We start from the raw sequence: 23,699 nt of genomic DNA, 5'->3' as shown, positions 1-23,699 counted from the left end.
GACCCTGAGGAAGCAAGAAATGAAGAAGTGGCAATGTGTAGTCTGCGGCCTGATCTATGACGAAAAAGACGGCTGGCCGGATGACGGAATCGCGCCGGGCACCCTGTGGCAGGACGTCCCGGAAGACTGGCTTTGCCCGGATTGCGGCGTGGGCAAAATGGATTTCGAAATGATCGAAATCGGCTGATCTGATTTTAAGAAATGGTTTACAAGGAGAAAGGAATGAACTCACCTGTCGTGATCATCGGCACAGGATTGGCCGGCTACAACGTGGCCCGAGAGTTTCGCAAGCTCGACAGCGAGACCCCGTTGCTGCTGATCACCGCGGACGACGGGCGCTCCTACTCCAAGCCCATGCTCTCCACCGGCTTTGGCAAGAACAAGGAAGCCGATGGCCTGAGCATGGCTGAACCGGGTGCCATGGCCGAGCAGCTCAAGGCCGAAGTGCGCACCCACACGCGCATCAGCGGCATCGACCCGGGCCACAAACGCCTGTGGATCGGCGAGGAAGCGGTGGCTTACCGCGACCTTATTCTGGCGTGGGGCGCCGAAACCGTGCGCGTGCCGGTTGAAGGCGACGCGGCGGAGCTGGTTTTTCCGATCAATGACCTTGAAGACTACGCCCGCTTTCGCGCGGCTGCGGCGGGCAAACGCCGGGTGCTGTTGCTCGGCGCTGGCCTGATCGGCTGTGAATTTGCCAACGACCTGATCCTCGGCGGGTATGAAATCGACCTGGTGGCGCCGTGCGAGCAAGTCATGCCAACCCTGCTGCACCCGGCGGCCGCCGCTGCCGTGCAAACCGGGCTGGAAGGCCTGGGCGCGCGTTTCCACCTCGGCCCGGTGCTCAACCGCCTGCAGCGCACGGCTGACGGCCTTGAAGCGCACTTATCGGACGGTGAAGTGATCAACTGCGACCTGGTGGTCTCGGCCATCGGCCTGCGCCCGCGCGTAGACCTCGCCGCCGCCGCCGGCCTGCAAATCAACCGTGGGATCATGGTGGACCGCCACCTCAAAACCTCCCACGCCAACATCTATGCCCTGGGCGACTGCGCCGAGGTCGACGGCCTGAACCTGCTGTACGTGATGCCGCTGATGAGCTGCGCACGCGCCCTGGCCCAAACCCTCGCCGGCAATGTCACCGCCGTCAGCTACGGGCCGATGCCGATCACCGTCAAAACGCCGATCTGCCCGCTGGTGGTTTCGCCACCGCCACGCGGCACCGAAGGCGTTTGGACCGTTGAAGGGCAGGGCGCTGACATCAAGGCCTTGTGCCGCGACGCCAGCGGCCGACTGCTGGGGTATGCACTGACTGGCAGCGCCGTAATGGAAAAAATGGCCCTGAACAAAGAGCTTCCGCCGTTGCTGGCGTAAATACCGGTCGTTCTGTCGGAATCAGCGCCTTCCTATTCTCAGAAAGGTCGCCGCGAGGCTGGCGGAGCGTGCGAGGGCGTGCCATCCTCACTCGCGTCTGCCGCAGAGTAGAGCCTGCGGCGCCTTGGGCGCTGCTCCGTTAGAGAGCAGCACGGACATAACAACAAAAAACCGTCAAAGAGGCTTCACTTATGCGTAAACCAGAACTCGCAGCCGCCATCGCTGAAAAAGCGGACCTCACCAAAGAACAGGCCAATCGCGTACTCAACGCCGTTCTCGAAGAAATCACCGGCGCCCTGCACCGCAAGGACAGCGTCACCCTGGTCGGCTTCGGCACCTTCCTGCAACGCCATCGCGGCGCCCGCACCGGCAAAAACCCGCAAACCGGTGAGCCGGTGAAGATCAAGGCGAGCAACACCGTTGCGTTCAAGCCAGGCAAGTCGCTCAAAGACAGCGTCAACCCGTAATAGCGATACCGTCTCGAAGGGAGGCGGGGCGGTAAAAGAAATGGGCACGCCGACTGGGTCGGGTGCCCATTTTTATTGGAAGGTGTAATTACAGCGTTAAACGCATTTTTACGCCTCAGCTTTATCCTCTAACCAACTCATCATGCTCGTCTGCCGGTTCTTTCGCCACGAGCTCTTCGTAATCCTTAGGTTCTGAATTTAAATCACTTGGAATCCATTCGCCGTTCAGCTTCTTGTAGCTCCCGGCTCTGTACGGAAATGAGCTGATGATGGCTGTAATTTCTTTTTGCAGATTTTTTTCTTCGTACCAAACACTGCCGCATTCACCACATCCCCAGAAGGGCGGGGATTGCTCATCAGTTAGATCAACCCAGCCAGCGCATTGGCTAATCGGACAACGGTAATTGGCAGCCCGCAGTGCTGTTACTAAGGGTTGCTCAGCTTTCACATATTGGGTTGAAGAGCCGCAGGAAGGGCACTCGATCATGATAAAGCGCTGGCCCTTTGCAACGAGTGGCGCAATGAATTGTTTCTGCTTCGCGTCCAGCTCAAAAGTTTCTTTGCAGAGCTGGCAGCGGGCGTTATTAATTGAGTCCATACGGATTTTCCCCTTCAGGATACCAATGCAGGGCCTTGCTATTTGCTTTGTGGTAGGACTTGTCCATGAGTTCAAGGTTACTTTGGCGATTATTGCCGCCCCTGAATATTGGCTTTTTATGATGCACGTCAAATCCCTCTGGAACTTGGCCTTTTTTCATTCTATCTACCCCGGCCGGACCATATTTCAGAAGTGATTTGGGGTCTTTGGCCAATTTCTTCATGTATTTCTCTTTGGCGCCGCCTTTCTTATCGAAGTTGGCGCGAATTTTTTTGATCTCACTCTTCGTTCTCTTGTGATAACAGGTCTTCAGGCCCCATGGATCGATCCATGTTAAGGGGTTAGGCGAGTACTGGTAGAGGTTGAAACCGCCATCCAACCCAATCGGATCCGGCGTCGTAAACCGCCCCACATCCGGATCATAAAACCTGAACGTATTGAAATGCAGCCCCGTCTCCCGGTCCAGATACTGTCCCTGAAACCGCAAATTCTGCTCTTCAATGTAGTAAGGCTCACGCACCTCCTCCAGCGTGTTGCCCCACACCCGATAAGTTGCCTGCCAGACGTTGTGTCCATCGGCCTCGGTCAGCTGTTCTGGCAGCCCATTCAGATCGTTGTGGTAGTAACGAATTTTTTGCAGCGGGCCGCTGCCGTCGACACGGGCCAGAGGCTCGTAGCCGCTGTCGTCTTCATAAACATAAAGGCTGGTCTGGCTGTGTTTATGTTCTTGCAACAACCGCAGTCCGTCCCAGGTGAATCGAGCTTCTCCCAGCGGATAACCATCGTTGCCGTACTCAGTTTTCTCGATGCGTCGACCCAGCGGGTCATAGGTCATCCTGACCACGCTGCCGTTTTCATTACGCACTTCGATCAGTCGACTTTCGGCATCGTAGGCAAAACGTTGCAACCCACGCTTGGCGCTGCGCTTTTCAATCATCCGTCCAAACGCATCGTAGCGATAACGCTTGTCCTGATAGGTCACCAGCTTGTTATGTACCACCAACCCGGCACCCGCCTGCGGGCCATCCAGCAGGTTGGCAGCGGCGTCGTAGGCGAACGTTTCACGCTGGCCGTGCAGGCTTTCCTGGCTGGCGATGATGCGGCCGGTGGCGTCGTAATGCAGCAGTTGGCGGTGTTGCGCTGCGGGTTGCTGGTCGAGTTTGCCGATCAGGTTGTCGGCGGGGTCGTATTCGAACTGTTTTTGCGCCGCTGCGGGCATCAGCGAGGGCTGACTGTTAAGTCGGCGCTGGCGTGAGCGCAGACGGCCGCTGCGGTCGTATTCGCTGCGGGTGCTGAGCTGGCCTTGAGTGCGCAGCACTTCGCGGTGCAGGCGGTCGCGTTCGAAGTCGCTGATGACCTGGCCGTCGAGGTTGATCTGGTGCAGGTGGCCGCTGCCGTAGTACAGACGGTTGAGCCAGCGGCCGTCCGGCAGTTGGGTCTGGATCAGGTTGCCGAGTTCGTCGTAATGGTGCTGCAGGTTGCCGGTGGCGCTTTGTTCAACGAGCAACTGGCCGAGGGCGTCGTAGGCGAAGCCCAGGGCCTGCGCATTGCCTTGCAGGTCGGTAAAGGTGACGGCGGTGAGTTGGTCCACCGCGTCGTAGCTGTACTCTGTTCGGCCATCGTCAGTGGTTTTTGCAACCAGTCGGCCAACGGCATCGCGCTCCAGCCGATGAACGATGGGCGCGGGTGGCGTCTCGGGCACCACCGCCAAACCTTTGCCATAAGGCGCCGCAAGCGCAGTCACCGCCTTGATGTTGTCGAGCAAGTCGTAGTCGTAGCGCTTGGCACTGCCGTCGAGGTCTTGCTGCTCGGTCAGCCGATCCCCGGCGTCCCATGCGAACCGATAGCTTTCACCGTTTTCGTTGACCAGCGCTTGCAGCCGCCCATAGCTGTCATACCCAAATTGCACCTGCCGGCCATGGGCGTCGGTGCGTTGGCGTACCTGGCCGCGTCGGTTGTGTTGGTAGAGCGTGGTGTGCCCGGCGGGGTCGGTGTAGCCCACCAACTGCCCGCTGGCGTCGCGCTGATACTGCTCGGTGCGCCCATCCGGTAATTGGCTGCTGAGCAAACGCCCCTGGGCGTCATAGCTGAACTGCGTGCGTTCACCCAAGGCATCAGTGATGACCTGCAAATAACCGCGCTCGTCGTAGCTGAAACGCGTCGGGTAGCCCGAGCAATCGATATGCTCGACCAACTGCCCAAACGGGTTCCAGCGCAGTTGTTTGCTTTTGCCAGTGGCATCGATGATTTCTACTGGCTGGCCGTGGGCGTCATAGCGATAGCGGGTGATATAGCCCAGCGGATCGGTCTCGGCGATGCAATTACCGCGCGGATCGTAGCGATACTGCCAGCTATTGTCGGCAGCGTCGGTTTCCACCAGGGGCAAGGCCCAATGTTCCAACCACAGCGTCGAATCGCTGCGACCCAGCGGGTCGGTTTCGCCGATCAGGTTGCCGGCCTCGTCGTAGCTGTATTCAAAGCGCCCGCCCAGCGGGTCGGTGGCGCTGAGCAACTGGCGCTCGTCGTTCCATTCGAACAGCCAGGTGTGGTCAAGGTTGTCGCTGTACCGAATGATCTGGTGTTGGGTGTTCCAATGCCGGGTACTAACGCGTTGCAAGCCGTCGGTAATACGGGTGATACCGGCCTGCAAGTCATAGTCGAACTGGTAAGCGTCGCCCTCATCGGTCCAGTGCCGGACCACGCGCCATTCCAAACCTTCAACCAAAGACCATTCGTAGAAGCAACGAAGCCCGGTCGGCAGTTGATGCTCCACCATCCTGTGACCGCTGTCGTAGGCAAAACGACGCTGAACCTGGCCCGTCGCATCGCGCACTTCAGCCAGGTTGCCCTGTGCGTCGAAGCCATAGCTGACCAGCACTTCTCGGCGCTGATCAGGGTACAGACGTTCGATGCGCGCCAACTGGCCCTGATCACGGATCAACTCAACCTGCACCAAGTCGAATGTGTCGCGTAGCCGCACCATGTGCCCGGCTTCGTCATAATCGATATAGATGCGGTTGTCGTTTCGGTCGCCCAATTGAGTAAGGCGCAGCAGCGACGGGTTGGCGGAGGGTTCAAGCAAGCGATACAGGCCGTCATCGCTCTCAATCAGCAACTGCCCATTGAGGTGCCGCCGCACGGCGAGCCCTTCACCGGCGCTGAATACCGCGCCGCCCAAGGGAATCGAGCCCATTTCGATAGGGCGCCCTTGCTCGTCGGTGTAGACCAGCGTATCGCCGCCGTCGGGATGGGGCCGGACTTCGACGCAGACCTCATACGGCACGCTCCAGCCCGCGCCAAACAGACTGCCGGTGCGTTCGTCACGGCTGTTATAGAAACGTTGCCAGTCAATCGGCAAGATGCCGGGGAGCACGAAATCCAGCTCATCGATATCGCCCAATACCTTTGCGCCCGTCGCTGCATGCACCGGATTCGACGAGCCCATGGCAGCATTCGCCATCGCCCCCATCGCACTGCTGACGGCCATCGAAGTGGCGCCGCCGATGAGCATGCACGGCAACTTGCTGAAGAACTTGCCCTTGCCGCCCTTGAGCATCAACAACGCCGTCACTGCCAGCCCGACGCCCGGCGTCTTGCCGCTGCGAATCTCGCGCACCACCACCGAGCCGCCGCCGATGGTCACGTTGGATGAAATCAAGCCGGACGACACCACGGTCGCATCACAGGTGCTGCGATCACCACTGCGCACCGCTGGCTGGCCGTTGATGGTGACCTTGTCCGAGCCCTCGGCCAGAAACTGCGGCGGCATCGGCGGGTGCTTCATGCACACCACCAGGTCCAGTGGTTTGGGCACGGCGCCAGGAGCGGGGGTTGCAACTGTAGGGCGCCACATCTGCGAGAAGAAACTCTCGGCCATGTCCAGGTAGCTGGCTTCTGGCTCAGGCGCAGGTTCTTCCGGCTCGGTGCCGGCCGGCGCGACATGTGAGCTGATTGCCCCGGCGGCGCGGGCAGCGGGGATGTTGTTGGTCAGCGTGTCGGTGGAACCAGTGAGAATATTGGCCTGCACCGTGGGCGGGAACAGCGCATTGCTGAAGCTATCGCATAAATTCGTCAGACCTTTGTCTGCCCCCGTCTTGCTCATGGCCAGGCCGACAATCGTGCCCACCACTGCGCCCAACAGGAAACAGCCCAGCCCGCCGGTTGCGACGGTAATCCCGGTAGCGGCGACGACAGCGGCGGTCGCCACGGCCGTGATCGCGATATTGGCTGCCACTTCCAGCACACCGCCGAGGATGTCCGCCATCATCGAGGTGTGGGAGAGCGCATCGCCCATGCGGGCGGCCCATAAAGCGTCAGACATGCAGGCGGCTCATCAGGAAATGGCGTCGAACGACAGCGAGTTTTTGATCAAGGCCCAGTGCGCAGCCTCGGCATCCCCGAGTTTTTCCGCCTTCACGTAACTCAGCGCTAGCATCTTGCGCGTACCCGGTATCACCAGGGCCATCTGATACTGGAACACCTTGTCATTGCCCTTGTTGAACTGGCTGCGCAGTTCAATGCCTTCCACTTCCTGAGCCGCGCCTAAACGCACGCTCACGCTCGGTTGGCAGCGCAAATCCTGCACCTGTTTTTCCAGCCGCTGGAGCTGATCGTTGAAATTGCTGTGCAAGGTTTCGCCCTCCGCGAGCAGGCTGCGGCTGACGATCAGTGACGTACCCAATTCAGGAAACTTGAGGATATTGATCGTCGCGTCCTGCAACTCACTGGCGGGCAGTTGAAACTGGAATTCATTGATTCGGTACGTCATGGCAAACAGGTCTCGTCAGGAGCTTTTAGGCGCGGGGAACGCGGCGTTGATATTCGCATCGATACTGGCTTTCACGCCTTGGCCATCGGGTGTCGCGCCTGCGCCGCCGCCGTTGTTCAGGTGCAGCACGCCGCCGGTGTTGAACTCGGCGTCGCCGCTGGCGTAGAAGCTGATTTGCACGCCGGTGAGGTTGATCTGCCCGCTGGCATTCAACTCCAGGATGCTTTCACCGCAGACCAGGCGCAGGTTCTCACCCACTTCGATGACGTAGCTCTGGCTGATGCTGTCGGTCTTCCTCTGGCCCACGGAGAGGATGTCTTCCTGTTTAACGATGCGCAGGCGGTTGTTGCCGATGGTCACCGTCTCGTTGTGCCCAATGCTCTTGTTACGGTCATGCCCCACCGAATGGCTCTCATCCACCTCCACCACGATGTCCTGATTGCGCTCGGCGTGGATATACAACTGCTCCAGCCCCTTCTTGTCCTCCATGCGGATTTCATTGAAGTTGGCCGGCGTGCCGCCCTTGCTCGAGCGGCTTTTCATGCCGCTCTGGGTGGCGTTTTCGGGTAAATCGTAAGGCACCGTCTGCTCGGCGTTGTACACCCGGCCGGTGATGATCGGCCGGTCCGGGTCGCCTTCAAGGAAGCTGACAATCACTTCCTGGCCGATGCGTGGAATCTGCATCGAGCCCCAGTTTTTTCCGGCCCAGGCTTGCGACACGCGAATCCAGCATGAGCTGTTTTCGTTGGATTGATCGTGACGGTCCCAATGGAAGTGCACCTTCACGCGGCCGTACTGGTCGGTCCAGATTTCCTCGCCTTTGGGGCCGACCACCAGCGCGGTTTGCGGGCCTTTGACGATGGGTCGATGGGTGTTGGCCAAGGGGCGGAAACTTTGCTGGGCATCGATGCAGGTGAGGCTGCTTTCGAACTGCGCCGACCCTGAGCCGCCGCCGCTTTCCAGGCTTTCCTGGACGATGTAGTAGCGGATGCCGACGATCAGGTATTCGCGGTTCTGGTCCTGGCGGCTGAAGCCGGTGAGGCTGAACAGGTGGCCTGAACCCAAGCCCCGCGCGTTGCCGCTGAACTCGATCTGTTCGTGCAGGGTTTGCAGGGCTTCGATGCGCGTTCGCGCGTAGTGTTCGCCGTCGGCGCTTTGTACGTAGGTGCCGGGGTAGTCGTACAGCGGGTAGTCGCCCGCGGTGTGCGGGCGCGGCATCGCCGAGCGCACATCGATGCTGGCGCTGGGGCGCTGGAAGTCGTAGTCGTTGAGCTCCAGCGAGCCCGGCTGCACCTCCTGCGCCAGGTGCCAGTTGTGCATGTGGTCGCGTTCGCGCTGCTGCTCGTCCTTGGGGTAATACGGGATCGACGCGTAACCCGGCACCGTGGTGTGAGCGCCATAAGCGTCGGCCAGCACCAACACATGGCGGTCCTGCTCATGACGGAAGAAGTAGTAAATACCTTCCTGCTCCATCAAGCGGCTGACGAACTCGAAGCTGGTCTCGCGGTACTGCACGCAGTATTCCCACTCGCGGTACGGCCGGCTCAAAGCGTCTTCGAAGTCGGAGAAACCGAGGTCACGAAACACCTGCTTGATGATCTGCGGGATGCTCAGGTTCTGGAAAATCCGGCAGTCGGAGGTGCGGCTTAGCAGCCATAACCACGGGCGCAACGTCACCTGGTAACTGGCGAACTGGCCCTGATCAATGTTCTGGCTACAGCGTGCGACGAGGCCGTGGAAATACCGCTCACCGCCGTCCGCCAACTGCACGCCCACGCTCATCGGTTTGCCGAGCAACTGATTGAGGTCGATGTTGGCGTCGAGCGAGGTCAGTTGCAGCTCATAGTTGAACGGCCTGCCCAGCTCTTCGCCGCCGCCCATTTCATTGAGCAACAGCACATCCGGCCCGAGGGGGCTGGTGATTCTGGCCAGGCGTGAGGCTTGGTTGAATAGCATCGGTTAACCCGTAAATGACTAAATATCTGAAGAAACCGGCTCAAAATGTGGGAGGGGGCTTGCTCCCGATAGCGGTGAATCAGTCACCCAATTCATCAACTGGCACACTGCTATCGGGAGCAAGCCCCCTCCCACAGTTTTGATCGCGTTCCGTCAGCTCAATCGTTGAACTGGTAGTGCAATTCATTATCCCGACTGCTGATCCGCACCCCCGCCAGCGCCTTGCCTTCAAGCATGCGCGTGAGGAATTCACGGCTCATGTCCGGCAGCAGGCTGTTGGTGAGGATGGTGTCGATCATGCGCCCGCCACTTTCGGTTTCGGTGCAGCGCGAGACAATCAGATCGACCACCGCGTCGTCGTAGTCGAACTCCACTTTGTGCGTAGTCTCCACGCGCTTCTTGATGCGGCCCAGTTGCAGGCGAGTGATCGCCTTGAGCATCTCATCGCTCAGCGGGTAGTAAGGAATGGTCACCAGGCGCCCCAGCAAGGCCGGTGGGAAAATCTCCAGCAGCGGCTGGCGCAGGGCCTTGGCAATTTCTTCCGGCTCGGGGATGTTCGCCGGGTCTTTGCACACGCGCGAAATCAGCTCGGTGCCGGCGTTGGTGGTCAGCAGGATCAGGGTGTTTTTGAAGTCGATCACCCGGCCTTCGCCGTCTTCCATCACGCCCTTGTCGAACACCTGGAAGAAGATTTCATGCACGTCCGGGTGGGCTTTTTCCACCTCGTCCAGCAGCACCACGCTGTAGGGTTTGCGCCGCACTGCTTCAGTCAGCACGCCACCTTCGCCGTAGCCGATATACCCCGGCGGCGCGCCCTTGAGGGTCGACACCGTGTGAGCTTCCTGGAACTCGCTCATGTTGATGGTGATGACGTTCTGCTCGCCGCCGTACATGGCTTCGGCCAGGGCCAGGGCGGTTTCGGTCTTGCCCACGCCGGAGGTGCCGGCGAGCATGAACACGCCAATTGGCTTGCTCGGGTTGTCGAGGCCGGCGCGGGAAGTCTGGATGCGCTTGGCGATCATCTGCAAGGCGTGGTCCTGGCCGATGATGCGTTTTTTCAGGTGCTGATCGAGGTTGAGCACCGTCTCCAGCTCGTTGCGCGCCATGCGGCCCACCGGAATGCCGGTCCAGTCGGCGACCACCGAGGCCACCGCCTGGTAGTCCACGGTCGGCAGAATCAGCGGGGTTTCGCCTTGCAGGGTGGTGAGGCGCTGTTGCAGGTCGACCAACTGGGCACGCAACTCATCGTTGCCGCTGTCCACCACGCCGGCTTTTTCACGCAAGGTCGCGCGGGTAGCGAGCAGTTCATCCACCAGTGTTTTTTCTTCGGCCCACCGGCTTTCCAGAGTGGCGAGGCGCTCACGTTCAGCACTCAGTAGCGCTTCGCTGTTGGTTTGGCGCGCACCAATCGCAATGCCGATGGCATGCTCGCGGGCGATAATTTGCAGCTCGGTTTCCAGGGCTTCGATGCGACGGCGGCTGTCGTCGACTTCGGCGGGCACGGCGTGCAGGCTGATGGCGACGCGGGCGCACGCAGTGTCGAGCAAGCTCACGGATTTGTCCGGCAGCTGACGCGCCGGGATATAGCGGTGCGACAGCTTCACCGAGGCTTCGAGGGCTTCGTCGAGGATCTGCACCTGATGGTGTTTTTCCATGGTCGAGGCCACGCCGCGCATCATCAGCAGCGCCTTGTCTTCGGACGGCTCGGCCACCTGTACCACCTGGAAACGACGGGTCAGTGCCGGGTCTTTCTCGATGTGCTTTTTGTACTCAGCCCAGGTGGTCGCGGCCACGGTGCGCAAGGTGCCGCGCGCCAGCGCAGGTTTGAGCAAGTTGGCGGCATCGCCAGTCCCGGCGGCGCCACCGGCACCCACCAACGTGTGGGCTTCGTCGATAAACAAAATGATCGGCTTGGGCGAGGCCTGGACGTCTTCGATCACCTGGCGCAGGCGCTGTTCGAACTCGCCTTTCATGCTCGCGCCGGCTTGCAGCAGGCCCACGTCGAGGCTGCGCAGTTCCACGTCTTTCAGCGCGGGCGGCACGTCGCCAGCAACGATGCGCAGGGCGAAACCTTCGACCACAGCGGTTTTACCCACGCCCGCTTCGCCGGTAAGGATCGGGTTGTTCTGGCGACGGCGCATGAGGATGTCCACCAGTTGGCGGATTTCTTCATCACGGCCCACGATCGGGTCGAGCTTGCCGCTGCGTGCCTGTTCGGTGAGGTCCACGGTGAAGCGTTTGAGGGCTTCCTGCTTGCCCATCGCACTCGGCGCCATGGCGCCGCTGGCTTCACCCGGCACGGCGCCAGCGTTGAAACCGTCGCTGGCGCTGAGCGCATTTTCCGGCGAATCGCCAACGTACTCATCAAACCGTTCGCTCAAGGCTTCGGCCTTGATTTTGTCGAATTCCGACGACAGATTCAGCAGCGCGTGGCGCAGGCTTGGCGTCTTCAAAATACCCAGCACCAGGTAGCCGGTACGCACTTGGCTTTCGCCGAACATCAGGCTGCCATACACCCAACCGCGCTCCACGGCTTCTTCTACATGGGACGACAGGTCAGTAATCGACGTCGAGCCGCGCGGCAGGCGGTCCAGCGCTTCGGTCAGGTCGCGGGCCAGGCGCGCCGGTTCCACGTTGAACTGACGGATGATGCGGTGCAGGTCCGAATCCTGCAGTTGCAGCAACTGGTGAAACCAGTGGGCCAGTTCCACGTACGGGTTGCCCCGCAGTTTGCAGAACACGGTGGCGGCTTCGATGGCTTTGTAGGCCACGCTGTTGAGTTTGCCGAACAGTGCGGCGCGACTGATTTCACCCATGCTCTGGATTCCTTGAGGTGGTGGCGTGGTCGGCGTAATGCCGGGCCAGGATTAGGTCGTTGGCGTCTCGCTCGGGCTTGCCGAGCCAGGTGTTGAAGCCCAGGCGAAAGCTGCCGTTGAGTTGCAGCGCCGGTACTTCGGGTTGTTGCAGAATCAGGTTCAGGTCCCAGTCCAGTTCATGGCCCAGGTACTCGGCCACCCACGCCACCAGCTCATTGAATGGCTGATGGCCGGGGAGCATGCCCATGTAGTCATCCAGCTTGAGCGGGCCCAGGCGGATGCGGAATTTATGCTGGCGGTCCCACACATGGCTGCCCAGGCAAAAGTCCACGCCCAGCTGGTTCGCGCTGACACTCACGCGGCTGCGCTCGGGCAGTTCCAGCCATTGGCCGACGTATTCTTCGATCTCCACCGGCAGGCCGAAGTACTCGCCGAGGATTGCTTTTAAACCGTCCGGGTAGCGGGTTTGCGCCGACAGGTGGCCGCTGTAATGCAGCTTTGCCGTGTCGGGAATCAGCCCCTGATTGAGCAAGCTCGGCATGCCCCGGCCACTCAGCGCGGCGAGGCGTGCGGACCAGTAATCATCGTCTGGCCGGTCGTGGCTGACCGTCGGCCGCGCTTCGGCCCACGCCCGGTAAAACAGGCTCAGCAGGCGGTGGTGGAAAACGTCGAGGAACTGCTTGCTGGTGCTGTCGGCGTTGTTGCGCTGACGCTCGCGCACGTACTCGGTGATGTGCAGCGGCAACGGGCCGTTGGGGCCGCCGAGGCCGAAGAAAAACTGCTCCAGGCGCGCGGGTTTGCCGTCGCCGCCAGGGTCGACCGACGCCAGTGTGGCCGGGGCGAATGTGCAATCGGCCTGTTGGCCGAGGCGCAGCGGGTCGTCTGCCAGGCGCAAGGAATGGCCCAGTCGCGGCAGCTCTGGCGATTCGCACTCGATACGCCGCAGCGCCTGGAAGAAATCGTATTCCCAGGGCTCCTGGTGCATCGCATCCAGGGTACTCACAGGGTCGGACGACGTCCGGGCTTGGCTTTCCATCGCATGATCTCGCCGCGTTCGGTGGTACGGATCACCGTCTCGGTAAAACTGTTGATCGACACGTAGCGTGCCAGGAAGCGCTCCAGCACTGCACCGAGCAGGAACACGCCGGTGCCGCGAAACGCGTTTTCATCAAATTCCAAGGTGATTTCCAGGCCACGGCCAAACACGATCGGGCCGGGCATCGGCAGGCGCCGTGTCACCGCTTTGCTGCTGACGTCACGCAGGCCTTCTATTTGCAATTGCAGGGCGGCGTCGTTGGTGTCGCCGTAAAGGCGCAGCAGTTCCCGCAAGGCGGCGGCGCCCTGGCCTTGCTCGCTCAGCGACAGGTAGTTGAGCGACAACTGGCTGATCAGGCGCCACGCCTTGGCGTCGTGGGCATGGCTGGCGCGGGGGCGGCTCGGGCCGGCGACGCAGCGCACAGACAACACCGGGGCGCTGTCGGCCAGGGTGAAATCAGTCTTGCCGTTGCCCACGCTCATGAACAGCGGCAAATCACGGTTGGTGCACAGCGCGGTGACGCCAAGTTGGCGCAAGTCATGGCCGTACGGCGCCTGCCGACTGTCCACCAGGCTGACGAAGGTTTCGCTGCCCACATAGGTGGAGCGCGGGCCGTTACGGCGTTGGTCGCTGGACAGCACGCGGGGTTCGCGGCGCACGGTGTAATACGCCTGATCGCGGCCATAGCGCGACGGGTCGCGCACGGCATAGAACGGCACGAAAGGCTGCTCCGGCCCGGTGCCGTGGCCGGTGAGGCCGCTCAGCGAGTGGATCTCGAAATCCATCGGTCGGGTGCGGTCGGCTATTACGTGGTGTTCGTTGACCCGATCGGACAGGTGAATACGGTCCACCCGCTTGGGGAACAGGTTGATCGCCGGCGTGCAGAACGGCATGAACTGCGCGGCGCCGACGCTGCCTTCCAGGCTCGGCTCGTGACGGTCGAACAGCACGATCAACTCCAGTTCCTGGCCTTCGCAGCGCTTGACCGCCCGGCTCAGTTCGGCGAACTCCACGAACAAAAAGCGATGGGGCAGGGCGAAGTATTCCTGCAACAAGCGATAGCCCTGGAAGGCGCGGGCCACCACCGGCATGGCGGCGTCGACATCGTCAAAACCGCGCGAGCGCAGTGCGTCTGGCGGCAGGCGCTCAACCCAGTCGCCACCCGGCTTGCGTGCAAACACCGCGCAGGCGTTGCCGAGCAGTTGTTCGTAAAGGCGAAACGGTTGTTCATCGGCGCCGCTGAGGTACAGCGGCAGGCTGTCCAGATCGAGGCTGCTGAACGGCAATTCGGCGCCGGTGCGCAGGGTCAGGCGCAGGCCGGCCTTGGCTTTGGGTTCACTGGCGGCCAAACGGCCCAGCACGGCGGCCGGGTTGCCGAAGTACTCGGCATTGCTGACCTGCAACGGCCACAACGTCACCGGGTGCGCGGTGCGGTACTCGCAGCAGGTCTGGGTTTCGCGGCCCAGGGCGGCGCGCAACACGGTGTCGCGGGGCAGCGGGAAACCGCTGGCCAGCGAGCCTTCATCCGGGTCGGTTTGCAACTGCACCACGGTCATCGACGGCGTCGGCGCCAGGTAGTGCGGATAGGCGATTTCCAGCAGGTTATGGGTGAAGGTCGGGTACTCGGCGTCGAGCTTGAGTTGCACGCGGGCCGTCAGGTAAGCAAAACCTTCGAGCAAACGTTCGACGTACGGGTCGGCGCAGTCCATTCCGGACAAGGTCAGCCGACTGGCGATCTTCGGGTATTCCTTGGCGAACTCGGCGGCGCTTTCGCGCACGTGGTGCAGTTCCTGGTTATACAGCTCCAGCAGGCGCGGGTTCATGGGCGTCTCCGCTGGTCGGCGCTGACCACGCGCACATGGCCGGATTCCAGATCAAGGTCGGTTTGCAGCAGCAGGCGCAACGGTACCGGCTGCGCCCACAGGTCGCCTTCGATCTCGAAACTCAGGGCGTTGTGGTTCATTTCACCATGGCCGACGCGGGCTTTGACGCGCAGTGTGTGGCGCAGAATACGCGGCTCGAAGGTGGCGATCGCCTGGTAGATCAGGGCTTCCAGCGCTTTGATATCCACGCTGGAGATGCTGTTGCCCGCCAGTGCCGGCAGGCCGTAATTGACCACCGAGGTACCGGCCGGGGTGTGCAAGGTGGCATCGGCATCCAGCAACGACGTGGTGTTGAGCAACCACGCCAGGTCACGCAGCACCGAGGCTTTTAATTGGGTCAGGGACAGCACGCGTTTATCGGCGCTTTCCTTGGGGTTGGTTGGGTCGTCATCGGTCAACCGGTCTAGGAGGGACGGTTGCAGACGGTCGCGCGTGGCGATTTCGGTTACCAAGGAAAGAGTCCGACGAAATTTTTCTGATCGATCACGCCGTCCATGCAAAAAGCGCTCTGTGCTACTACGGAGGTTTCCAGGCGGCCTTGGATCTGGCGGACGGCTTGATATTGAGACTTGCAGCGACGGCTTGGCTCGGGCTCAGCTTGCGAGTGGTAAACGATAATGATCAGTTCGCTACCGTTGAACGCTTCGACGCGGGGCAATCCCGTGCGGTCCGGGCTGAACTTGCATGGCCAGGGTATTTCCAGTTGCAGCAGACTCTGGTCGGGCTTGCGCAAGGCGCAACGCTGTTGATGATTTTCCAGGCTCAGTGTCTGTCCCGCGAGTGTCACCCTGTCCTTGGGCGGCTCGGTTGTAGAGGGTGAATTCTGCGCAGCACAGGCGGTCAGGCTGGAAAGCACACAACCCGCAAGCACTGGCAACAACGCCAGCCTAATCATGAAAGCTCCCAGAACCAGACTTGTTTGGAGGCGTGTGCGGGGTCATCGTAACTGCCGGTCACACCACGGTTCCACACGTCGATATGGTCACCTGAACGCGCGTCGATACTTTCTCCAGAGCGTCTGAAGCAGTCTTTGAAAAATATGATTCCGGTTTTCTGGTTCAAGCTGCGCCGGTCTTCGGCGCTGCCTGTCAGGATTTTTGGGCTGCCCAAGTGGTGGCGCCACAGCAAGTTGGCAAGTGATTCAGCGCCACGTGCGTGTTCGTGCGCGCATTTGGGCTCCATATAGGTCGATTTGTTGACCTTGATGGAATGCTCACCATTCAAGGCAATGCTCAAGCGTATCGCACACTGGTTATCCCACGGACCGTCGCAGGCAGGCGTGGCTGACGGGTAGGGCGGATAGCTGTTCCACAAATTGATAAACGAAGGTTTGGCCATGACTCAGATACCGAAGAGGGGGAGGTCGAATTCGAGCGAGCACCAAACCCCCCTGGCGCGAGGCGCCAGGGGTATACGTATCAACGCTTGGTGTTGGAACGGATATTCCAGCCGAACTTGATCGGGCCGCCGTCTTTGGTGCCGTCGGCTTTCTGTGGCTGGTAGTCGACCATCACCTGAGCGAAGTTCAGGGTGACGTTTTCGGTCAGACGATCATCGCTGCCCGAACCGCCAGTGCTCAGCGACGTGACCAGCACTTCTTCCAGGTTGATCACCATGTATTCAACCTGGCTTTCACCACCGGCCTTGCGCACGGTCAGTTTGACCTTGTCGATGTGCTTGCCGCTGGCGCAGTGCATCATCAGGTTCGGCGAGGCCTTGTCGACGTACTTGGTCAGCGACAGGTCCTGGATATTCACCTTGCCCGCGCCGCCGCCACCGCCCACGTGCATGTTGCCGGACTGGGCCATGCCCCAGCTCCAGTTCAATACGTCGATTTCGTCCTTGTGGGCCTTGTCCATGGACTCGCCCTTGATGTCGCCGATCTTGATGAAAATATCAACAGCCATGTTTTCTCCCTGTGTGGACTCAGCCACGATATTTGTTTAAGCCCAATGGGCAGTGCTTTTCTGTGGGAGCTGGCTTGCCTGCGATTGCATCCCCGCAGTCTGACTGGCAGACCGCGTTGCCTGCATCGCGGGCAAGCCCGGCTCCCACAGAAGAGCCGGTTCAAGCGTTATTCAGGCGCTTTTCGCCGAAGGCAGCTTCGATACCAGGCGCAGCGACACGGTCAGCCCTTCGAGCTGGTAGTGCGGGCGCAGGTAGAACTTGGAGTTGTAGTAACCCGGGTTGCCTTCGACTTCTTCCACGATCACTTCGGCTGCGGCCAACGGGTGCTGGGCCTTGGTGGTTTCGGTGGAGTGGGCCGGGTCGCCGTCGACGTAGTTGAGGATCCAGTCCTGCAACCAGCGTTGCATCTCGTCCTTCTCTTTGAAGGAACCGATCTTGTCGCGCACGATGCACTTCAAGTAGTGGGCGAAACGGCAGGTGGCGAACAGGTACGGCAAGCGCGCGGCCAGGTTGGCGTTGGCGGTGGCGTCCGGGTCATCGTACTCGGCCGGTTTTTGCAGCGACTGAGCGCCGATGAACGCGGCGAAGTCGGTGTTTTTCTTGTGCAGCAGCGGCATGAAGCCGTTCTTCGCCAGTTCCGCTTCACGGCGGTCGCTGATGGCGATTTCGGTTGGGCACTTCATGTCCACGCCACCGTCATCGGTAGGGAACGTGTGGGCTGGCAGGTTTTCCACTTCGCCGCCGGACTCAATGCCACGGATGCGCGAGCACCAGCCGTAGTGCTTGAACGAACGGTTGATGTTCACCGCCATCGCGTACGCGGCGTTGGCCCAGGTGTACTTGGAGCTGTCGGCGCCGTCGGTGTTTTCTTCGAAGGCGAAGGCTTCCACCGGGTCGGTCTTGGCGCCATACGGCAGGCGCGCCAGGAAGCGCGGCATGGTCAGGCCGATGTAGCGCGAGTCTTCCGATTCACGCAGCGAGCGCCAGCCAGCGTATTCCGGGGTAGTGAAGATTTTGGTCAGGTCGCGCGGGTTCGACAGTTCCTGCCACGAGCCCATGCCCATCACGGTCGGCGAGGCCGCAGCGATGAAGGGGGAGTGCATGGCGGCGCAGACTTTCGACAGCTCGCCCAGCAGTTCCACGTCGGGAGGCGACTGGTCGAAGTAGTAGTCGCCTACCAGGCAACCGTACGGTTCGCCGCCGAACTGGCCGTATTCTTCTTCGTACATCTTCTTGAAGATCGGGCTCTGGTCCCACGCCGTGCCCTTGAATTTCTTCAGGGTTTTGTGCAGTTCCGGCTTGGAGATATTGAGCACGCGAATCTTCAGCTGCTCATCGCTCTCGGTGTTGTTGACCAGGTAATGCAAGCCACGCCAGGCGCTTTCCAGCTGCTGGAAATCCTGATGGTGGATGATCTGGTTGACCTGAGCGGTCAGCTTGGCGTCGATGGCGGCGATGATCGATTCGATCGACTTGATCGCGTCATTCGAGACCAGGTCGGTTTGCGCCAGGGCTTGTTCGGCCAGGGTGCGCACGGCGGTTTCGACGGCTTCGCGGGCACGCTCGGTCTTCGGTTTGAACTCTTGCAGCAGCAGGTTGGCAAACTCGCTGGCTTCTTCGGTAGCGCCCAGGATCTGGGAGCCTTCGCGGGCGGTATTGTCGGTCATGATTACTGGTTCCCTGCCGGCTTCGGCGCGCTCGCAAGGGCCTGCAGCAATGCCGGGTCCTTGATCGCTTTCATGATGATTTCTTCAGCGCCGGTCTTGCCGTCCATGTAGGTCAGCAGGTTGGCCAGTTGGGTGCGGGCTTCGAGCAGCTGGTTCAGCGAGTCGACCTTGCGGGCCACGGCGGCCGGGCTGAAGTCGTCCATGCTTTCGAAGGTGATGTCCAGGCTCAGGTTGCCTTCGCCGGTCAGTTCATTGGGCACGTGGAACGCGACGCGTGGCTGCATGGCCTTGAGGCGCGAGTCGAAATTGTCGACGTCCACTTCAAGGAACTTGCGGTCGGCCACCGCTGCGAGCGGCTCGGCAGGCTTGCCGGCGAGGTCGGCCATCACGCCCATCACGAAGGGCAGCTGGACCTTTTTCTCGGCGCCGTAAAGCTCGACGTCGTACTCGATCTGCACTCGAGGCGCGCGGTTGCGCGCAATGAATTTCTGAGAACTTTGCTTCGCCACGATGCTGCTCCTGGTCGCTTGAGCGACGGTGTTGTTACTGCACAGTCCGGCGGCTTATTCGCTGTCCGGGCCGCGCAGGTTTTCAAATTGGGACATGCCGTCGGGAATCAGATTGCGCACGATGGCCGCAAAGTCGGCGTGCACCAGATTTTTCGCCCGGTTCAACAGCACCGGCAGCGGGCTCGAAGGCTCATGTCGGGTGTAATACGCGAGAATCTTGTCGAGGCTGCGCAGCACGTCGTCACGGGTGGCGATGTCGCCAGCGGGGCGCGGTGCGGCGGGCGCAGCGGCGTAATCGGCCGAGGGGGCACTGTCGTCACTGACGGCCTCGGGTTCGCCACTGCTGTCGGTGCCTGGCACCGCTTGATTGAGTATGTGAAGTGCCTGCTTGAGCGGTTGCTTGAGCAGTCTGAGGTCCACGCCCTGGGCGGAACCGACTTGTTCGTTGACTTGCTGCTCGATGGCTTCGCACGCGGCACGCGCCGCGCTCAAGGCGTTGCGGGTGGCTTGCAGTTGCTCGGGGTCGCTGTCGAGGAACGCAGCGTTGAGCTGCTGGGCGCCGAGTTGTTCGTCGGCGAAAATCTGCAGGCCGCTGGCGTTGAGCGCCGCGCGCAAGCTCACGGGCCCGAAGGTGCGCGAGCGCGTGAGGATGCTTTCGCGCAGCAAACGAATGGTGGTATCGCTTGTGAGGCCAGACAGTGCGTTGACGCGCACGGTGGGGTCGTTGTTGTCGTCGGCATCCAGGCGCGGGTGCAGGTCTGCCCAGTATTCGCGCAGCAACGCGTTGATCAGTGTGAGGACTTCAGCCAGCCCGGCCGGACCCTGGAGGGCGAGGGCGCTTTGCAGCAGGAAATGGGTGATACGCAGGTCTTTGCTGCGTTGCAGCAAGTCGAGGCTTTGCTGCTGAATGCTGCGCCATTCCGGCGGTTCGGCAGGCAGGATCGAGTCGCCCATGCTGCGCTCGGGTTGGCCCTTGGCAGCACGCTCCAGGTGGAGAAAGTCCGCGTCATATTCCATGTCTTCGCCACACGGCGAGGTAGCGGAAACGGCGGTGAGCAGCAACGGCACATCCACTGAATTCGATCTCCTTATCAGCCCGATAGATGGCGGGCAATGCATGCACTGGTTGCGCGATGAACCAGGCATGTTTTCTTGGTCATGATGGAACGTTGAATTCAGGTTGATTTCAAAGCGCCATCATTGGTGTTCAAGAAGTTGTGCATTTTTGGTGTAGTAGTTGGGCCTTGTCAAGGTAAGCTATTCGCCCTCTGTGACAGATGTGCGGTGTTTAACAACCTGCGCGACCGGTGAGTCTGATAGCACACCCGAATAGGATATTTGTCATGGAGCCCCGTTAAGATCAGCGATCATGCTTGCAAAAGCAGGTTGTGAGGGTCGCTTGCACGACCTGGTGGGGTTTCTCGGGAAACGTTGCCCCGGGAATCGACTGCGCGCGAAGTATCAGCAAGGAGGCAAGATGTCGCTGTGTTTGACTATCACTAGTTATCACAAGATTACCCCTGGGCAGTGCCCCGAAAAGTCCTTGAATCAGGGCTCGATGGCGATCGGCCGCAGTTCGGATAATGACTGGGTATTGCCTGACCCCGAGCGCCTGGTCTCCTCGCAACACTGTGTTATTCAATACAAAGATGGCCGTTATTATTTAACCGACACCAGTACCAACGGTGTGGAGTTGGTTAACGCCGGTATCCGGTTGCGGCGGGGTAACAGCGAGCCGTTGCAGGATGGCGAGCTGATCCGCATCGGTGATTACGAAATCCAGGCGCGCATCGACTCCAGCGTGCAAGCCATGGGCAGCCAACCGTTTGCCGGTGAGTCGCCGAACAGCTTTGAAGCGCTGATGGGCGCCGTGGTGAATTCGCCCGCGCCTGTGCCGGTGATCGCGCCGCAGTTCCAGGGCGCCTCGTCGATGGACACCCTGCCGGACCTGTTCGATTTCCTCAGCCCGACCGCCGTGCCACCGCCGACCGTGCCGGACCACGTGCCGTCCGAACAGCACGACTTCCGCCCGCCGACGCCCGTCGCGGTGCCTGTTGTCGAACAACCGGTGGTCAGCGGCTCGGTGATTCCTGATGATTGGGACCTGTTTGCCGACACGCCGCCAGCGGCCGTTGCGCCCCCGGCCGCACCGGTCATCCTTGCGCCACCGGTGGTCGAGCCTGCGCTCCCCGTGGCGGACGCCAGCCAACAACCCGATCTGCTGCAAGCGTTTCTGCGTGGCGCGGGCCTCGACCAACTGCGTCTGGACAAGGCTCAGGCTGAAGCCCAGATGGAAAGCATCGGCCGCAGCTACCGGCTGATGGTCGAAGGCCTGATCGACGTGTTGCGTGCCCGCGCCAGCCTCAAAGGCGAGTTCCGCATGCAGCAAACCATGATCCGCCCCGCCGAAAATAATCCGCTGAAATTCGCCCCGAATGCCGACGAAGCCTTGTTGCTGCTGCTTCGCCACGGCAACGCAGCGTTTATGGCGCCGGACATCGCCGTGCGCGATAGTTTCGACGACCTGCGCGCCCACCAACTGGCCGTGATGGCCGGCGTCGAAGCGGCGATCAAACACCTGCTGGCGCGCTTCGAGCCGGGCCAGTTGGAAGAGCGCATGGGCAAGCCCGGCGGGCTGTCGAGCCTTTTCAGTGGCTCGCGCCAGGCCCAGTACTGGCAGCAATTCACCGAGCTTTACAGCAACATTTCCCGCGAGGCCCAGGAAGACTTCCAAGACCTGTTCGGCCGCGAATTCAGCCGGGCCTACGAAGAACACAGCGCACGACAGCGACGCTAAAACGCGCCGCAACCATGGATAAAACGGATAGCTAAGTACGTCATTGAGGACGCAGGATGATTCCCAGGTTTTTACTTGCAGTTGCCACCGCGTTGCTGTTGACGGCGTGTGCCAAGGAGGCTGCCAAACCCGAGGCGGCCGCCGAGGCAGAAGCGGACACCGCCGCCGTCGAGTTGCACTTCCACGCCATTGCCGGGCTTAACCCCGGCGCCAGCGGCCAGGCCGCCCCGGTGCGGGTGCGCATTTTCGAACTGAAAAACGCCGCCACCTTCGGTCGCTCCGACTACTTCGCACTGGCTGATCGCGCGCAATCCACGCTTGGCCTGGACCTGCTCGATCAGGACGAAGTGATGGTGCAACCCGGCCAGCAACTGAGCATCAAGCGCGACCTCGACCCTTCCACACGCCAGATCGGCCTGCTGGTGGGTTACCGCGAGCTCGACCGCGCGCAATGGCGCGCGGTGATCGACGTACCGGCACGCCAATACACCGAATACCAGATCAGCCTCGATGTGCGCGCCGTGCGCGCAGCCGTCGTGGTTCCCCCTTCCAGCCCTGCCCAATAACAAGAGATCGGAGCCCCCATGTCCTGGAACAATCGCGTGGTCTGGTCGGAAGGCATGTTCATCGGAACGCAGCACTTCCAGCAGCATGACCGTTACCTGGAAAACCTCATCGACGCGCGCAGCCGCCCGCTGTCGGCCGGGGCCTGGGGCTTCTCCGAGTTGCTGATCGACCAGGGCCTGTTGGCCCAGGGCAAGTTGGCAATCGTGTCGGCGCGCGGCCTGTTGCCCGACGGCACGCCGTTCAATATCCCTCAGGACGACCTGGCGCCGAGCCCGTTGAACATTGACGATAACCTGCGCGATGGGCTGGTTTACCTGGCCCTGCCGCTCAAGCGCGCAGGCGCGCGGGACACCGTCGATGAAGGCGAAGCGCTGGAAGCGGCGCGGTACGTAAGCCAGGTGCGCGAAGTGCGCGACGACAACGCGCCGTTCGAAAACCGCGCGCCAGTGGCCGTCGGTTCCCGCGCCCTGCGCTTGCTCACCGCACAGGATGGCGTCAGCGATTACGCCGCCGTGGGCCTGGTGCGCATCAAGGAAAAACGCGCCGACCGCGCGCTGGTGCTCGACGACACCTACATTCCGCCGGTGCTGGACGTGGCCGCAAGCAAACCGCTGACGGCGTTTCGCAGCGAACTGCTGGGCCTGCTGCACCAACGCGGCGAAGCCCTGGCGGGCCGCGTGGTTGCCTCCGGTGCCGGTGGCGCGTCGGAAATTGCCGACTTCATGCTGCTGCAACTGGTCAACCGCGCCCAGCCATTGATCCAGCATCTGAGCCAATTGAGCCCGCTGCACCCGGAACGGTTTTTCAGCGAGCTGGTAAGTCTGGCCGGTGAATTTTCCACCTTCTCCACCGCAGGCCGCCGGCCTCAGGAATACCCGCATTACCAGCACGACGACCTGGTGCTGAGCTTCACCCCGGTGATGCAGGCCCTGCGTGAAGCCCTGTCGATGCTGATCGACAGCAAGGCCACGCCGATCCCGATTGTGGAAAAAGCCTACGGCATCCACGTGGCGATGCTGGCCGACAAAACCCTCATCGACACCGCCAGTTTCATCTTGGTGGTGCGCGCCGATGTGCCCGGAGAAACCCTGCGCGCGCGCTTCGGCCAGCAGAGCAAAGTGGGCTCGGTGGAACACATCCGCGACCTGGTCAACCTGCAATTGCCGGGCATCAGCCTGCTGCCGTTGCCGGTGGCGCCACGCCAGATTCCTTACCACGCGGGCAGCACGTATTACGAGCTGGACCGTGGCAGCGAGCACTGGCAACAGCTGATCCATTCGGGTGGTTTCGCCTTCCATATCGCCGGGCAGTTCCCGGGCTTGAACCTGGCCTTCTGGGCGATCCGAGGATAATCCG

At 61.2% G+C, this 23,699-nt stretch carries 20 protein-coding genes; 6 read left to right on the top strand and 14 right to left on the bottom strand.

What is annotated here, in order from left to right; genetic code table 11:
- Positions 1-19: 19 nt before the first annotated feature.
- The 3 genes from Q7C20_RS04075 (at position 20) to Q7C20_RS04065 (ending at position 1,838) form a co-directional block, all read left to right on the top strand.
- Positions 20-187 carry a rubredoxin gene (locus tag Q7C20_RS04075; protein WP_003213373.1) on the top strand — a complete coding sequence of 56 codons (168 nt, stop codon included), beginning with the start codon at positions 20-22 and terminating at the stop codon, positions 185-187.
- Positions 188-222: 35 nt separating this feature from the next.
- Positions 223-1,371, top strand: a complete 1,149-nt coding sequence (locus tag Q7C20_RS04070; protein ID WP_375065633.1) for an NAD(P)/FAD-dependent oxidoreductase — start codon at positions 223-225, stop codon at positions 1,369-1,371.
- A gap of 191 nt (positions 1,372-1,562) precedes the next feature.
- Positions 1,563-1,838: an HU family DNA-binding protein gene (locus tag Q7C20_RS04065; protein WP_003213368.1), complete on the top strand. Its 276-nt coding sequence runs from the start codon at positions 1,563-1,565 to the stop codon at positions 1,836-1,838.
- A 121-nt stretch (positions 1,839-1,959) separates the two neighbouring features.
- Here the strand turns inward: Q7C20_RS04065 and Q7C20_RS04060 are convergent, their stop codons facing one another.
- The 14 genes from Q7C20_RS04060 to tssA all read right to left on the bottom strand — a co-directional run bounded on the left by Q7C20_RS04060 (position 1,960) and on the right by tssA (position 20,053).
- The gene (locus Q7C20_RS04060; RefSeq protein ID WP_375065619.1) at positions 1,960-2,436 is read right to left on the bottom strand and encodes a hypothetical protein; all 477 of its coding nucleotides are present in this window, start codon (positions 2,434-2,436) and stop codon (positions 1,960-1,962) included.
- Positions 2,423-6,757 (bottom strand): RHS repeat-associated core domain-containing protein, encoded by a 4,335-nt coding sequence (locus tag Q7C20_RS04055; protein WP_375065617.1) that lies wholly within the window; start codon positions 6,755-6,757, stop codon positions 2,423-2,425. Before Q7C20_RS04055 ends, Q7C20_RS04060 begins: the two co-directional genes overlap by 14 nt.
- A gap of 12 nt (positions 6,758-6,769) precedes the next feature.
- Positions 6,770-7,204 (bottom strand): DcrB-related protein, encoded by a 435-nt coding sequence (locus Q7C20_RS04050; protein WP_348055419.1) that lies wholly within the window; start codon positions 7,202-7,204, stop codon positions 6,770-6,772.
- Positions 7,205-7,219: 15 nt separating this feature from the next.
- Complete coding sequence (locus tag Q7C20_RS04045; protein WP_375065614.1) at positions 7,220-9,160, bottom strand: type VI secretion system Vgr family protein; 1,941 nt, start codon at positions 9,158-9,160, stop codon at positions 7,220-7,222.
- A gap of 158 nt (positions 9,161-9,318) precedes the next feature.
- Entirely contained in the window at positions 9,319-11,976 is a 2,658-nt protein-coding gene (gene tssH, locus Q7C20_RS04040; protein ID WP_375065612.1) for a type VI secretion system ATPase TssH, read from the bottom strand.
- Positions 11,969-13,012: a type VI secretion system baseplate subunit TssG gene (tssG, locus tag Q7C20_RS04035; protein WP_348055425.1), complete on the bottom strand. Its 1,044-nt coding sequence runs from the start codon at positions 13,010-13,012 to the stop codon at positions 11,969-11,971. The genes tssH and tssG overlap by 8 nt, the downstream gene beginning before the upstream one ends.
- Positions 12,976-14,835 carry a type VI secretion system baseplate subunit TssF gene (gene tssF / locus Q7C20_RS04030; RefSeq protein ID WP_375065609.1) on the bottom strand — a complete coding sequence of 620 codons (1,860 nt, stop codon included), beginning with the start codon at positions 14,833-14,835 and terminating at the stop codon, positions 12,976-12,978. Before tssF ends, tssG begins: the two co-directional genes overlap by 37 nt.
- Positions 14,832-15,347: a type VI secretion system baseplate subunit TssE gene (tssE, locus tag Q7C20_RS04025; RefSeq protein WP_348055429.1), complete on the bottom strand. Its 516-nt coding sequence runs from the start codon at positions 15,345-15,347 to the stop codon at positions 14,832-14,834. The genes tssF and tssE overlap by 4 nt, the downstream gene beginning before the upstream one ends.
- Positions 15,341-15,790, bottom strand: a complete 450-nt coding sequence (locus tag Q7C20_RS04020) for a hypothetical protein (protein WP_375065606.1) — start codon at positions 15,788-15,790, stop codon at positions 15,341-15,343. Before Q7C20_RS04020 ends, tssE begins: the two co-directional genes overlap by 7 nt.
- A complete protein-coding gene (locus tag Q7C20_RS04015) occupies positions 15,787-16,233 on the bottom strand; it encodes a T6SS effector amidase Tae4 family protein (RefSeq protein ID WP_375065604.1) in 447 nt (148 codons plus the stop codon). Before Q7C20_RS04015 ends, Q7C20_RS04020 begins: the two co-directional genes overlap by 4 nt.
- 80 nt (positions 16,234-16,313) lie before the next feature.
- Positions 16,314-16,802, bottom strand: a complete 489-nt coding sequence (locus tag Q7C20_RS04010) for a type VI secretion system tube protein Hcp (RefSeq protein ID WP_048723567.1) — start codon at positions 16,800-16,802, stop codon at positions 16,314-16,316.
- 171 nt (positions 16,803-16,973) lie between these two features.
- The gene (gene tssC, locus Q7C20_RS04005; protein ID WP_375065601.1) at positions 16,974-18,470 is read right to left on the bottom strand and encodes a type VI secretion system contractile sheath large subunit; all 1,497 of its coding nucleotides are present in this window, start codon (positions 18,468-18,470) and stop codon (positions 16,974-16,976) included.
- Positions 18,471-18,472: 2 nt separating this feature from the next.
- Positions 18,473-18,979, bottom strand: coding sequence for a type VI secretion system contractile sheath small subunit (gene tssB, locus Q7C20_RS04000; protein WP_078739797.1), 507 nt, complete (start codon positions 18,977-18,979; stop codon positions 18,473-18,475).
- Positions 18,980-19,033: 54 nt separating this feature from the next.
- Positions 19,034-20,053, bottom strand: a complete 1,020-nt coding sequence (tssA, locus tag Q7C20_RS03995; RefSeq protein WP_375065598.1) for a type VI secretion system protein TssA — start codon at positions 20,051-20,053, stop codon at positions 19,034-19,036.
- Between the two features lie 403 nt (positions 20,054-20,456).
- Here tssA and tagH point away from each other — a divergent pair, with 403 nt between their 5' ends.
- From tagH to tssK, 3 genes are read left to right on the top strand one after another with little or no spacing between them, the layout of a single operon-like run.
- Positions 20,457-21,776, top strand: coding sequence for a type VI secretion system-associated FHA domain protein TagH (gene tagH, locus Q7C20_RS03990; protein WP_375065596.1), 1,320 nt, complete (start codon positions 20,457-20,459; stop codon positions 21,774-21,776).
- A 56-nt stretch (positions 21,777-21,832) separates the two neighbouring features.
- On the top strand, positions 21,833-22,342 hold the full coding sequence (tssJ, locus tag Q7C20_RS03985) for a type VI secretion system lipoprotein TssJ (protein ID WP_348055443.1): 510 nt from the start codon (positions 21,833-21,835) through the stop codon (positions 22,340-22,342).
- An 18-nt stretch (positions 22,343-22,360) separates the two neighbouring features.
- The gene (gene tssK / locus Q7C20_RS03980; protein WP_375065593.1) at positions 22,361-23,695 is read left to right on the top strand and encodes a type VI secretion system baseplate subunit TssK; all 1,335 of its coding nucleotides are present in this window, start codon (positions 22,361-22,363) and stop codon (positions 23,693-23,695) included.
- Positions 23,696-23,699: the final 4 nt, after the last annotated feature.

Source organism: Pseudomonas sp. AMR01, assembly GCF_041946035.1.
GTDB classification, from domain to species: domain Bacteria; phylum Pseudomonadota; class Gammaproteobacteria; order Pseudomonadales; family Pseudomonadaceae; genus Aquipseudomonas; species Aquipseudomonas antarctica_B.
This window is presented reverse-complemented; position numbering and strand designations above follow the sequence as displayed.

What these genes read in the sequence shown, in the direction of transcription:
- Q7C20_RS04075 (WP_003213373.1), top strand. Translation starts at nt 20, where the DNA reads ATGAAGAAGTGGCAATGTGTAGTCTGCGGCCTGATCTATGACGAAAAA.
- Q7C20_RS04070 (WP_375065633.1), top strand. Translation starts at nt 223, where the DNA reads ATGAACTCACCTGTCGTGATCATCGGCACAGGATTGGCCGGCTACAAC.
- Q7C20_RS04065 (WP_003213368.1), top strand. Translation starts at nt 1,563, where the DNA reads ATGCGTAAACCAGAACTCGCAGCCGCCATCGCTGAAAAAGCGGACCTC.
- Q7C20_RS04060 (WP_375065619.1), bottom strand. Translation starts at nt 2,436, where the DNA reads ATGGACTCAATTAATAACGCCCGCTGCCAGCTCTGCAAAGAAACTTTT.
- Q7C20_RS04055 (WP_375065617.1), bottom strand. Translation starts at nt 6,757, where the DNA reads ATGTCTGACGCTTTATGGGCCGCCCGCATGGGCGATGCGCTCTCCCAC.
- Q7C20_RS04050 (WP_348055419.1), bottom strand. Translation starts at nt 7,204, where the DNA reads ATGACGTACCGAATCAATGAATTCCAGTTTCAACTGCCCGCCAGTGAG.
- Q7C20_RS04045 (WP_375065614.1), bottom strand. Translation starts at nt 9,160, where the DNA reads ATGCTATTCAACCAAGCCTCACGCCTGGCCAGAATCACCAGCCCCCTC.
- tssH (WP_375065612.1), bottom strand. Translation starts at nt 11,976, where the DNA reads ATGGGTGAAATCAGTCGCGCCGCACTGTTCGGCAAACTCAACAGCGTG.
- tssG (WP_348055425.1), bottom strand. Translation starts at nt 13,012, where the DNA reads ATGGAAAGCCAAGCCCGGACGTCGTCCGACCCTGTGAGTACCCTGGAT.
- tssF (WP_375065609.1), bottom strand. Translation starts at nt 14,835, where the DNA reads ATGAACCCGCGCCTGCTGGAGCTGTATAACCAGGAACTGCACCACGTG.
- Q7C20_RS04020 (WP_375065606.1), bottom strand. Translation starts at nt 15,790, where the DNA reads ATGATTAGGCTGGCGTTGTTGCCAGTGCTTGCGGGTTGTGTGCTTTCC.
- Q7C20_RS04015 (WP_375065604.1), bottom strand. Translation starts at nt 16,233, where the DNA reads ATGGCCAAACCTTCGTTTATCAATTTGTGGAACAGCTATCCGCCCTAC.
- Q7C20_RS04010 (WP_048723567.1), bottom strand. Translation starts at nt 16,802, where the DNA reads ATGGCTGTTGATATTTTCATCAAGATCGGCGACATCAAGGGCGAGTCC.
- tssC (WP_375065601.1), bottom strand. Translation starts at nt 18,470, where the DNA reads ATGACCGACAATACCGCCCGCGAAGGCTCCCAGATCCTGGGCGCTACC.
- tagH (WP_375065596.1), top strand. Translation starts at nt 20,457, where the DNA reads ATGTCGCTGTGTTTGACTATCACTAGTTATCACAAGATTACCCCTGGG.
- tssJ (WP_348055443.1), top strand. Translation starts at nt 21,833, where the DNA reads ATGATTCCCAGGTTTTTACTTGCAGTTGCCACCGCGTTGCTGTTGACG.
- tssK (WP_375065593.1), top strand. Translation starts at nt 22,361, where the DNA reads ATGTCCTGGAACAATCGCGTGGTCTGGTCGGAAGGCATGTTCATCGGA.